Raw genomic sequence first — 11,777 nt, forward strand, 5'->3', positions numbered from 1 at the left:
AAAGATAACAAAAACAATAAGAAAAACCTCCGAATCCGTAAAGACTAGGAGGTTTTTTATTTATTCTATAAAAGTCTTATGCTTAGCCGCCGAAAAATAGCGGAACCAAGAATGAGGCCAGCAAGATTATAAAGGCCCCTCCCAAGCGGGACGATATCTGAGCAAAGGGCATCAGCTCCATTCGCTTTGAAGCTGTAAGAACGGCAACATCTCCTGTTCCTCCCATGTTTGCCATACAAAGACCCGCAGTGATCGCAGCTTCAATCGGATAAAAGCCTACAAATTTTCCTATAACTCCGGAGCCGATTATTGCACCTATTACAACCAATAGTACGAGTACTACATATGCGAGACTGAAAGCTCCGATAATGTCACCGAGGTTTGTATAACCTATACCGATACCTACCAAGAGGGCTGCGGTAAAATTCTTTGCAACAAATTTATACCATAAGGCACAAGCGTTTTCAAATGTCTTAGGTAAGATGTTTGCAGCTTTTACAACAGCAACGCTGATAATCATCCAAGCATAGGTATGAATATTTAAACCTACAAGTTTAAATAGGTTGGATACTATATTTCCCCAGGTAAAGAAGGCTGTTGCAATTACTATGGCGATTCCGAATTCTTGCAAAGAAAAATTCTTTTGCATTGCTTCATCGCTTGGAACTTCGAATGTTCCGCTTGCAAGAAGTTGACCGTTTCCTGTCCAAGCCGGTTTAATTTTTCCGAGCTTGTTAAGCATTCCGCCTGCGACTATGGCAAGAGCATTACCCAAGGCAACAGCCGGGACAAGTTTAGAAAGGATTTGCTCTGCAGGAATTTTTAATGCAGAAGCAAAAACTTGCGAAATAGGTACGGCTCCGGCTCCCATTCCTCCTCCCATTATGGGAATACCAATGTGAGCAATGGCTTCGGTTGCTTTCATTCCAAAAAGCGGAGCTCCTATAGCAACAAAGAGTAAGGCTACAGCAACAGAGCCTATGATGCACGGGAAATAGCGTATAGCTGCCTTAATTAAAAGTTTTCTATCCATTCCTAGGATTGAGCCTGTAATAAGGGCTGCAATGTAAAAGTCTAAAAAGCCTCCTCCCTTCATAAAGGTCGAAATATTTTTTAGGATACCTTCAGGCAAGATATGATAATAAGCGAGGGCGCTTGAGGCGAATATAATTACGATTGGTCCTCCGCCGAAGAATGTCTTTACTATAGGAGTATTGTCTCCGATAATGTTTAGCACTTCGCCAAGCACCATCATCAAGAGAAGGGCTCCTATCATTCCACCCGGCAGCTTGTTCCACCAGGTTGCAGCAATTACAACGGCTGCAACAATAACGAATAGTATGAGGGGCATGCCTAAGATCTCATACTTTTTGTTTTCGTTTACCATAACATAACCTCCTTATTTTTTTCTTATTCAGAAACGACTATATTGGTTAAATCGGTTAACTTTAATAATCTAATAGCGTTCTTACTGTCTTGGACCAATAATCCCCTGTCGCTAACTGTTATAGGTGTGTAAGGTAATACTTCAACTGCCGACTTGGCTTGGAGTTCAAGTTTATCGTTATAGCGTCCGATGAGGTATTTTCCGTTATTATCGATTACGGCATAATAGTCTGCCTCATTTTTAACTAAAACGCTCTCTGCTGCAATATTCTCTTGACTTTGTTTAACAATCTCTAAAGATTTTGCATCGATAAGAACCAAAGCTATAACTGCATTTCCTGATTTAGTGCCTGCAATTGCCATAAGGTTTTTGCCTACAATATGCAGGTTTCTTCCTCTGATTGTGTTGATACCCGAGGTTCTAAGCTCTTCTTCGGTTTTAAGGTCTAAAAGAACAAGTTCAGAAAGCATCTTTGAGTCGTCTACAACCTTTAAACCATAGCCGGGAATTGATGAGGCAATGGCAGCATCGCCTTCAGCCTTTTTCTCTGCCTTCTTTTCTTCGATAATTTTTTGTGTATCTGAAGCAATGTCCTTTCTGTCAGTTTGAGCTTCTTCAGTCTTTTTTTCGGCCATCTTTTCTTCTTCTTTTACTTCTTTTTTGGCCTCATCAGCTTTTTTTTGCTTTTCTTCGGCAGTTTCCTTAGCCTTTTTAGCCTCTTCTGTCTTCTTTTCGGTCTCTTTTTGAGACTTTTCAGCCTCTTTTTTCTTTTCTTCGGCTATTTTTTTATCTTCAGGTTTACCTGTTTTTACTGCCTTCTCTTCAGCTTTTTTAGCCTCTTTTTGTTTTTGCTCTGTTTCTTTCTTTTGCTTTGCAGCTTCTTTTTGCTTTGTATCGGCTTCTTTCTTTTGCTTATCGGCTTCTTTTTGCTGCTTTACGGCTTCTTTTTTTGCAAGCTCTGCACGCTTAGCGGCTTCTTCACTTTCTCTTTCTTTTAGGTCTACCATGTCTTTGCGTTTTTCAAGGTCCTTGTCCTTATCTTCACGCATTTTTTCGACAACCTTTTTATCCGAGATTGAAGTAGTGTCTACGGTGCTTATTGTTCCCGTATATTTTTGATCCGTTAGAGGAATAACTATTTGGGTTTGTCCCGGCCATTCATCGTAACGTAAGGCGATACCGGCTTTTTCTTTTGTTAAATTCTTTGTAACAATAGGCTTGTATTTTTGATTAAAAAAATCCATATTTCCGCGGTAGACGGCATTATATATTGTAACAAAGTGTGCAAGGGTTGCGGCATCCTTATCGGAATATCCGTAAGCGGCTTTCAAATATCCTGCAATTATCAGCCTGACGTTGTTAATATGATCAACACCGGCATTTTTCCCGATAATGAAAATATCTGCATCAAGACCTTCTTTTATTGCAGGATCAACACAATGAATAATTGCATATCTATTCATATCGCCTGCACGTCCGCTTTTTACGGCTCCTGCAAGATTCGATCCTATTCCTCTAATTGTGTCAGCACTATCTACCACATCATGAGGTCCGGTGTAGTTAATAAATTCTATAGTCTTGTTTTTTACAGAATCAATTTCAGGCTTGTCAACTTCAATTGCAAACCCCGAAAAAACTACCATAATTAAAAAAAACGAAAAAACTAATAGCCTTCTCATAAGTAAATCCTCCGTTCTTTCTATTTTACTATATTTTTGATTTTTTGTCTTGCATAATTTTGAATAATATTGGAATAAGGGCCCTTAATAATGTAAAAAATATTTGAAATTGCAGCAGATGCTGTCTCATTGGAACCGAACCTCATCAAGGCAGTCAAACAATCGCAAACTGCGGCCATAAGGTTTATGTCATCGTATTTTGCCTTTCCCATGACAAAGCGGATTCCATCCATTGTCCGCCCGTCGGGGTCGTAGGCAAGATATTCCAAGCCCCTTAAAATCCCGGCAAGAACATCCGGATTATCTATTTTATACATTGCGCCCAAGAGAATATCCCGATACTCATAGGAGCCGAGCCTTCCTAAAAGCTCTGCAGCTCTTGACCTGTCAAACGAGTTAAAATCTTGAGAGAAATATGAGGCCTTCCTCTTGTTTTCCAATATGGTTTTTAGCCGGAAGGCATAGCGGGGTTCTTTTTCGCCTACCGTGCCGTCTTCTATTTCTTTTTGTATAACATCTAAAAGTTCTGCCACAGTAGCATATTCCACAAAAAAAGGTAAATCTTCCTTTCCCTTGTCGTCTTTTTGTATTATAGAATAAAAATTTTCGGGAGCTTCGCGTTTTGTTCCCTTGCGTAAAAGCTTGGTTTCGACCCTGTAAGCATTTAAAATTTCATTTGTTATCCCGACCAAGAGTCCGTTTTCGGTTATAATGGGAAAAAAGAGAGTTTCGGGTATCTTTTTTTCCCATTTAATGCGCCCGGTGTCGGTAATCAGACAGCCGAATCCTTTTGCGGTAATATTGAATTCGTTAGAGATCGCATAGCAATTAACTCCGCCCGAAAAATTACCCGAAGTTTTTTCTTCCCATATAAGTTCATTTGTTTTTAGATCTTTAAAAATCAGCTTGCCGCTTTCAAACATGTAAAGAACTTTTCCGCCCTTATAAAAAACATTTTTACATATTTCAGGTTCAATGCTTTGCCAAAGGGCTTCAGATCCGCCTCCCGTTTTATAATAGGAAATCGAGCCGTCCGTACATGCAAGTATATATCCGTCAGGGGCTTCTCCTATGGCCGAAACGGTCTTTTTAAGCCTATGCTGCTCTACAACCGATCCGAAGATAGAAATGCGCAAGAAATCTCCGGACTTTAAAATCAAAACTATATCTTTTGATCCGGTTTCTGCAGGTTGAAAGACGGGAGTAGAAACAAGGGGCAAAGACCATTTTAATTTTCCTCCGGAGGTGAGGCATATTATATTATCTTCTTGAATTATAAAGATGCGTCCATCCCGTGCAGTATGTATAGGAAAGATCGGCTTTTTCTTTAGGGCATAGGTCCAAAGAGGCATCCCCTGAGAGGAAAAGGCTTCAATATTTCCCTTTGTGTTCACCATGAAGACTATTCCGGCTTGAGAAACCGATAAAAACTTGCCGGGGAAACCTTCAGTGTTTCTTCGCCATAAGAAAGTCCCTTGCGAGGTAATGCAGTTTAAGGCCTTGTCATCTCCTGCGGTGTAAATGTTTCCGTTCCAAAAAACCGGAACAGTTATATTTTTCCCTGCAAAAACCAAGGTCCAATGAGCATCAAGGGTTTGAGCCGATACTTTGAACGAAAACAAGGAGAAAATAATTAAAATAAACCACAGGTGTTTTTTTTTCATAATTTTACTCGCATCGGTTAAAATATAAAAGGAAATACCCTCTTAGGCTTTAGAGCCGCAAATTCTTCGGGAAATTCTTCCCTGTATTTTTTGTTTATGGCATAGGCTCTTGGAACAAGGTTTGCGCAAGTCCAAAAAGCGAACAAGAGGCCTACAAAGCTCCATGAAAGAAGAGCAAAGCCGAACCATTCCAATATTTCGCCGAAATAATTGGCGCTGGATACATATTTGTACATCCGTTTATGAGGAAAATAGTGTGAACTATCACCTGGTTTTCGCAAAGAGCGGATATACTTGTCCGAATCTATATTTATAGCCATTCCTATTAAAAAGATAAGAACTCCGATTATAAAACGAGGATCATAAAGCCAAGAGATAGGATACATGGTTTTGGGTGAAAGGTAAAAAAGCCATGCTCCGATTAAAAAGGCATTTATGGTATTAAATGTAATTCCCATCAAAACTATGAGGAGGGGCATCTTACTTTTGCCCTTAAGTAAAAAAGGAAATATAAAAACTCGTTGAGCATAGTGCAGTACAAAAAAAAGACCTATTATAATTCTCACAAAATTTTCAGGTTTAGCCCAGACGGACATGAGCACTATCATTGTTATAAGAGTAGGAACTTCCATTAAAAACCAGCCGAGCTTATTGTTAAAAGAAAAGCCCCATTTTTTATTTATCATCTTACCGTATCCGGCCGGAACAAAAAACAATACTACAAAACAAATTAAGCCTACGCCGAATAGGACAAGCTGTGCAATATTAAAGGTAAATATTAGTCTTTCCATAGGTGTTAAGTATAGATTATCCGTGTATCAAGGTCAAGAGAGGGAGTATAAGGCTCAGGGCAAACGCATCATAGTTTTATCTTCGCAAAAAAATAGGCTGTTCAACCCGCCTTTCGCCGCTATGCGGCTGCAAGAGGGGTATTCACAGCCTATTTTTTTGCTATTTTATTTACCCTCATGATGCGTTTGCCCTGTCCTAAGGCCAAGGAAATCAATTTTGCAATAAAAATTTATACCCTTTTAAAATCAGTTAATCTATGCTATAATGTATGAAACCACCGCCGTCCATGGCGGAATATAAACTAGAGGGCAGAGTTATGAGTACGGCAAACAGAAAATATAAAGATTCGGTATTCGTTGATCTTTTCGCAGAAGATGAAAAGGCTAAAGAAAACTTTTTATCGCTTTATAATGCCTTGCACGGTACAAATTTACAATTATCTTGTCCTGTAGAAAACATAAGGCTTGATAATGTTATGTACATGAACATAATCAATGATGTATCCTGCCTTGTATACGGTAAAATCATCGTATTGGCTGAGCACCAATCCATAATCAATGAAAATATGCCCTTACGCTTTTTACAATATACAGCAAGACTGTATGAAAAACTTCAAGCACCGACCGACAGGTATTTAAAAAAGTTGTCAAAAATACCGACACCGGAGTTTTATGTATTTTATAACGGCACAGACGATTATCCTGAAACTGCAACGCTAAAACTCTCCGATGCCTTTATTACGAGACCTGAACAGATACCTTTGGAGTTGACAGTGCAGGTTTTAAACATCAATACCGATAAGGCAAACAAAGTTCTAACAGCATGCAAACCGCTTGAAGAATACAGCCTATTTGTAGAAGAGGTAAGAAAGCAAACGCAGCTTGACCATGAAAACGGCTTTACCAATGCAGTAAAGATATGTATAGAAAAAGGAATCTTAAAAGAATACTTGACGAGAAAATCACGGGAGGTAATAAATATGTTGATAGCAGAATATGATTATGATACGGATATTGCAGTACAAAGACAAGAAAGTCTGATGATTGGAATCAAACAAGGTATTACACAAGGTCTTGAACAGGGCTCTTACCAAAAAGCTATCGAAACGGCAAGGTTATTAAAACAGTTTGGAGATTCAATTCAGAAAATTACACAAGTTACAGGGCTCTCCGAATTAGAAGTAGAAGCGCTGTAAAGATGTTTGGTAATCAATATGTTACCGGCAGAATATGATTATGAAACAGATATAGCTGTACAGTGCAGAAGAGCGAGAAATAGCCTTTGCCGAAGGAATTGAACAAGGCTTTTCTGACGGTTCTTACCAAAAAGCTATCGAAACAGCAAAACTGATGAAAGATATGAATTACCAGATTAGTGATATTTGCACAATATCGGGCCTAAGCAAAAAAGAAATAGAAGTCCTATAAGGTAAACATATTATCGGCGAATATGGCGGTATGACAGTAATTTGTTTTGCCGTAAATTAAAACCCTCTCCGATTTTAAAACCGAAGAGGGTTTCTAAGCTAAAAATCAGCCGATAATCGGCTTGTTCGATAACTATGTTGCCGAACAGGTTTAATTTAGGCTTGTTTTTTTAGGGTTCCGTCAGGTTTATAGAAAATACCTCTGAGAATCAAGGCCAAGGCTCCGTCGCCTGTTACGTTACATGCAGTACCGAAACTGTCCTGAAGAGCAAAGATAGCTATGAGTAAGCCCGTTCCTGTGCTGTCAAAACCTAAAACGCTTAAAACAAGTCCCAATGAGGCCATAACCGTTCCTCCGGGTACGCCGGGAGCTCCTACTGCAAATACACCGAATAAGAATGAGAATAAAATCATTGTTCCGAAAGAAGGAAGAGAGCCGTAAAGCATTTGAGCTATAGTCATACAGAAGAAGGTTTCGGTTAAAACCGAACCGCAAAGATGTGTTGTAGCACCGAGCGGAATTGCAAAGTCTGCAACTTCTGAAGGAAGAGCATCGGACTTATGGGCACAGCGCAAGGCTACAGGAAGGGTTGCCGCACTTGACATAGTTCCTACAGCTGTAGTATAAGCTGGACCGTAGTGTTTGATAACGTCTAAGGGGTTCTTCTTTGAAACAGCTCCTCCGATAAGGTAAAGGAGGGTAAGCCAGATAAAGTGCCCTATTAAAACGATTATGATAACCTTTAAAAATACCGGAAGCTGCTTTGTTAAGCTTCCGCTGTATGCGAGTTCTGCAAAGGTAGTTGCTATGAAGAAAGGCAGAATAGGTACAACTATGCGGTTTACAATTTCCAAAATCATTTTTTGGAATTCTACTAAAACCTTTTCGACGGTTTCGGCCTTTGTCCATAATACGGAAATGCCGACAAGAATTGCCATAATTAAAGCTGTCATAACAGGCATCAGAGGGGGAATAGATAAAACGAAGGCTGTTTTCGGAATGTCAGCCAATGAACTCATAGAACTGGGTACGTGCAAAAATGGAATCAAAATATATCCCACAATAGCAGAGAATATTGATGCACCTACAGCAGACATATAAGATAAACCTAAAAAGGTTCCAAGCATTTTTCCTGCATTGTGCTTTAAGCCGCAGATTGCAGGAGCAATGAAGCCGAAGATAACCAGAGGTACGATAAAGAAGATAACCGAACCTAAGATTGCCTTAATTGTGTTGATGACGGCCATAACAGATGCGGGGACAAAGAGTCCGAGCAAAATACCGGCCGCAATACCGATACCGAGTTTGGGCAAAAGCCCAATCTTTTTTTCGTTTGCCATAAAAAACTCCTCACATTTTTATGATGTGATATTTTAGCAGTTTTAAATAAATTTGTCCATACGATAAGAAGCTTCTATTAATTTTATTCTATTTCTTATTGAATATTACCCCTCAAATTGGTATATTATATGGACGATTATAGGAGTTTTGATGAAACTATTAGATATACAAGGACTTCAAATGTCGGTTGATGAGAAGCAGATTCTTAAAAACCTTAATTTGAGTATAAACAAGGGTGAGGTTCATGTAGTCATGGGCCCCAACGGAGCAGGGAAGTCTACCTTGGCGGCGGCCATAGTGGGAAATCCGCGATATACTATCGATAAGGGCGAGATTTATTTTGAAGATGAGCTTATAAACGAAGTTCCCGTCTATGAAAGAGCCCGTAAAGGTATTTTTCTTTCTTTTCAGATCCCTGAAGAGGTGCCGGGCTTAAAGATTGAAGAGTTTTTGCGTGCCTCAAAAGAGGCTGTAACGGGCGAAAAAATACCCATGATAAAATTTCACAAGCTTTTATCGGACACGATGAAGCAGCTTAAGATTAATCCTGCCTATGCAAACCGAAGCTTAAATGTCGGTTTTTCGGGCGGAGAAAAAAAGAAAAACGAAATATTACAGCTTGCTATTTTAAACCCGAAACTCGCAATCCTTGATGAGACGGATTCGGGGCTGGATATAGACGCTACAAAGATAGTCTTTGAAGGCGTTTCCAAAATACGCACCCCCGATATGGGAATTTTGATTATTACCCATCATAATAAAGTTTTAGATTATATAAGACCTGACTTTGTTCACATCCTTGTTGACGGCAGCATTGTAAAAACAGGCCGTCTTGAACTGGTAGAATATATCGAAAAGAACGGTTACGAAAACATAAAAGAAAGCCTATGAGTAAGCCTGTAAACCAAAACACAGATAAAGAAACAGAGGAGACAACTCTCTTTCAAGAAAGAAAGCGTACCTTTGTTTCGGACATAGAACGCGGAATCTATGACATAAAGGACAGCATCGATTATAAATACTCGACAGGGCTCGGCTTAAACGAAGAAGTCGTAAAAAAAATCTCCGAACGCAAAAAAGAGCCCGATTGGATGCTGGACTTGCGCCTTAAATCCCTCGCATATTTTAATGCCCGACCCATGCCGGACTGGGGAGCGGATATTTCCGACTTGGATATTCAGGAGATTATCCACTACATTGTTTCCGATACAAAGCCCTTGGCTGAAACATGGGATGATGTTCCCGAGGAAATCAAGAAGACCTTTGACAGGCTGGGTATACCTGAGGCAGAACGCAACTCCCTCGCAGGAGTTGGTGCCCAGTATGACTCGGAGGTTGTTTATCACAGCCTAAAAGAAGACTTGGAAAAGCAGGGCGTGGTCTACTTGGATATGGAAACCGCCGTACACAAGTACGAAGATATAGTAAAAAAACATTTTATGCAGCTTATAAAGCCGAATGACCATAAGTTTGCAGCCCTCCACGGAGCTGTTTGGTCGGGAGGTTCCTTTGTCTATGTTCCCAAGGGGGTAAGGGTCGAGCTTCCGCTTCAATCCTATTTTAGATTGAATGCCCAACAGTCGGGTCAGTTTGAGCACACCCTCATAGTTGTAGAAGAAGGAGCCTACCTCCACTTTATAGAAGGATGCAGCGCTCCAAAGTACTATAAAAATGCCCTCCATGCAGGAGCCGTCGAGCTTTATGTAGGCAAAAAAGCAACCTTGCGTTATTCTACCATCGAAAACTGGTCGAGAAACCTATACAACCTAAACACCAAGAGGGCCATAGTCGAAGAAGACGGAGCTATTGAATGGGTTTCAGGTTCCTTCGGTTCAAGGGTTACGATGCTCTACCCGATGAGCATCCTAAAGGGAGACCGCTCCCGCTCGGAGTTTACAGGGGTTACCTTTGCTTCGGAAGGACAGTGCCTCGATACGGGAACAAAGACCGTCCATATCGGAAAAAACACCGTTTCGGAAATGCGCTCCCGCTCCATCGCAAAAAACGGAGGAGAGGCAAACTACCGCGGACTTTTGTATATAGGAGCAAATGCAGCGGGGGCTAAGGCTTTAGCTGAATGCGAATCCCTAATGCTCGACGATAAATCCCGCTCCGACACGATTCCGATTATCGAAGCTCATACCGATGATGTGGACATAGGCCATGAGGCAAAAATAGGAAGGATAAGCGAATCGATGGTATTCTACCTTATGCAAAGAGGCTTGGATGAGGCCGCCGCAAAATCCCTAATCATCAAGGGCTTTGTCGAACCCATCTCGAAGGAGCTCCCTCTGGAATATGCCGTTGAATTGAATAACCTTATTACAATCGAATTAGAAGGAACAATAGGATAGATATGAGTGACAGAACTTATTTTAAACGGCTTGACTATACAAAAGCGGATGTTCCTACAAAGCCTTTTTGCAACTTAAACTGCCGGGCCGGAGATAAAAGTATAGAGCAAATGCCGATTGAGCAATTTTTAAAAACCGCCCCATCGGAAGATATAGAAAACTTCTTTGACTTTACAAAAACAAGGCGCGAAAAAAATTGCGGCCTCGGGGATAATTATGTTCAAGAGGTAAAGGATAAAAGGAATTCGGGTATTTATGTAAGGGTAAAAAAATCGGAAGATAAGGAGTATGTTGCCAATATTCTAATCAATTTTACAATGGATCAGGCTAACAATGTTCTTTATGATCAAAATCTCATTGTAGTTGAAGAAGGAGCAAGGGCCAAAATCTTTTTTTACCATGATGTGAAGGCCTACGACTGCTCAAAGGCCGATATTTTTAGAAACGGCTTATTAAGCATAGTTGCCGGAAAAAACTCTCAAACGGAATTTATAAAGGTGCAAAATTTGAGCCATTGCGGCATCAACTTTGAAACCGTAAAGCTTTATGCGATGGAGAAGGCTAAAGTTACTCTTTACGATATTCAGCTTGGAGCAAAGATAAACGGAGCGTCAACTTCTACCTATATGCCGGAGGAGTGGGCCGAGGTTCAAATATACCCCCTTTACTTTGCAGATAAGACAAGGCGCATCGACTTGGAGCAAAATTTTATCGTCAACGGAAAAAACTCCCTCGGCGCAATTACCGCAAAAGGAGCCTTAAAAAACAAGGCTCACAAGATGTTCCGGGGCAATATCTTTTTAAACAGGGGCTGCTCAAAGTCCATTGCCCGCTTTTCGGACAACACGATTATGCTGGATAAGACTACCGTCGGCTCTACAATCCCGACCATCTTTTGCGATGAGGATGATGTTATCGGCGAGCACGCTGCGAGCTTTGAGGCCGTAAACAAGGCAAAGCTTTACTACCTTATGACCCGGGGCTTTGACGAGCTGAGCGCCAAAAAACTCATAATCGAAGCCGCTTTTAAACCTGTCTTTAACCGAATTGACGATGAAGCAATCAGAGAAAAGCTTTTGGAAGAGTTTAGGGTGAGCTTGGATGAGATAACGGAATAACTCCTTTTCCGATTG

The 11,777-nt window shown here is 40.5% G+C and carries 9 protein-coding genes; 4 read left to right on the top strand and 5 right to left on the bottom strand.

The window, feature by feature from the left end; all coding sequences use genetic code 11:
• Positions 1-82 precede the first annotated feature (82 nt).
• From E4O07_RS00420 to E4O07_RS00435, 4 genes are read right to left on the bottom strand one after another with little or no spacing between them, the layout of a single operon-like run.
• Positions 83-1,387, bottom strand: coding sequence for a 2-hydroxycarboxylate transporter family protein (locus E4O07_RS00420; protein WP_253686713.1), 1,305 nt, complete (start codon positions 1,385-1,387; stop codon positions 83-85).
• Between the two features lie 23 nt (positions 1,388-1,410).
• The gene (locus E4O07_RS00425) at positions 1,411-3,066 is read right to left on the bottom strand and encodes a P83/100 family protein (protein WP_253686714.1); all 1,656 of its coding nucleotides are present in this window, start codon (positions 3,064-3,066) and stop codon (positions 1,411-1,413) included.
• Positions 3,067-3,086: 20 nt separating this feature from the next.
• On the bottom strand, positions 3,087-4,730 hold the full coding sequence (locus E4O07_RS00430; RefSeq protein WP_253686715.1) for an outer membrane protein assembly factor BamB family protein: 1,644 nt from the start codon (positions 4,728-4,730) through the stop codon (positions 3,087-3,089).
• Positions 4,731-4,747: 17 nt separating this feature from the next.
• Positions 4,748-5,521: a DUF1295 domain-containing protein gene (locus E4O07_RS00435; protein ID WP_253686716.1), complete on the bottom strand. Its 774-nt coding sequence runs from the start codon at positions 5,519-5,521 to the stop codon at positions 4,748-4,750.
• A gap of 317 nt (positions 5,522-5,838) precedes the next feature.
• On the opposite strand from E4O07_RS00435, the gene E4O07_RS00440 reads away from it, so the two are divergent.
• On the top strand, positions 5,839-6,717 hold the full coding sequence (locus E4O07_RS00440) for an RpnC/YadD family protein (protein WP_253688150.1): 879 nt from the start codon (positions 5,839-5,841) through the stop codon (positions 6,715-6,717).
• A gap of 387 nt (positions 6,718-7,104) precedes the next feature.
• On the opposite strand, the gene E4O07_RS00450 is transcribed toward E4O07_RS00440, so the two are convergent.
• Positions 7,105-8,289, bottom strand: a complete 1,185-nt coding sequence (locus E4O07_RS00450; protein ID WP_253686717.1) for a dicarboxylate/amino acid:cation symporter — start codon at positions 8,287-8,289, stop codon at positions 7,105-7,107.
• Positions 8,290-8,440: 151 nt separating this feature from the next.
• Here E4O07_RS00450 and sufC point away from each other — a divergent pair, with 151 nt between their 5' ends.
• Genes sufC through sufD form a run of 3 tightly spaced genes read left to right on the top strand, consistent with a single transcriptional unit; the run spans position 8,441 to position 11,762 of the window.
• On the top strand, positions 8,441-9,181 hold the full coding sequence (gene sufC, locus E4O07_RS00455; protein WP_253686718.1) for a Fe-S cluster assembly ATPase SufC: 741 nt from the start codon (positions 8,441-8,443) through the stop codon (positions 9,179-9,181).
• A complete protein-coding gene (gene sufB, locus E4O07_RS00460; RefSeq protein WP_253686719.1) occupies positions 9,178-10,644 on the top strand; it encodes a Fe-S cluster assembly protein SufB in 1,467 nt (488 codons plus the stop codon). Before sufC ends, sufB begins: the two co-directional genes overlap by 4 nt.
• Before the next feature lie 2 nt (positions 10,645-10,646).
• The gene (gene sufD / locus E4O07_RS00465) at positions 10,647-11,762 is read left to right on the top strand and encodes a Fe-S cluster assembly protein SufD (protein WP_253686720.1); all 1,116 of its coding nucleotides are present in this window, start codon (positions 10,647-10,649) and stop codon (positions 11,760-11,762) included.
• Positions 11,763-11,777 lie beyond the last annotated feature (15 nt).

Origin of the sequence: Treponema sp. OMZ 798, from assembly GCF_024181385.1 — a bacterium.
GTDB lineage: Bacteria > Spirochaetota > Spirochaetia > Treponematales > Treponemataceae > Treponema_B.

What these genes read in the sequence shown, in the direction of transcription:
- E4O07_RS00420 (WP_253686713.1), bottom strand. Translation starts at nt 1,387, where the DNA reads ATGGTAAACGAAAACAAAAAGTATGAGATCTTAGGCATGCCCCTCATA.
- E4O07_RS00425 (WP_253686714.1), bottom strand. Translation starts at nt 3,066, where the DNA reads ATGAGAAGGCTATTAGTTTTTTCGTTTTTTTTAATTATGGTAGTTTTT.
- E4O07_RS00430 (WP_253686715.1), bottom strand. Translation starts at nt 4,730, where the DNA reads ATGAAAAAAAAACACCTGTGGTTTATTTTAATTATTTTCTCCTTGTTT.
- E4O07_RS00435 (WP_253686716.1), bottom strand. Translation starts at nt 5,521, where the DNA reads ATGGAAAGACTAATATTTACCTTTAATATTGCACAGCTTGTCCTATTC.
- E4O07_RS00440 (WP_253688150.1), top strand. Translation starts at nt 5,839, where the DNA reads ATGAGTACGGCAAACAGAAAATATAAAGATTCGGTATTCGTTGATCTT.
- E4O07_RS00450 (WP_253686717.1), bottom strand. Translation starts at nt 8,289, where the DNA reads ATGGCAAACGAAAAAAAGATTGGGCTTTTGCCCAAACTCGGTATCGGT.
- sufC (WP_253686718.1), top strand. Translation starts at nt 8,441, where the DNA reads ATGAAACTATTAGATATACAAGGACTTCAAATGTCGGTTGATGAGAAG.
- sufB (WP_253686719.1), top strand. Translation starts at nt 9,178, where the DNA reads ATGAGTAAGCCTGTAAACCAAAACACAGATAAAGAAACAGAGGAGACA.
- sufD (WP_253686720.1), top strand. Translation starts at nt 10,647, where the DNA reads ATGAGTGACAGAACTTATTTTAAACGGCTTGACTATACAAAAGCGGAT.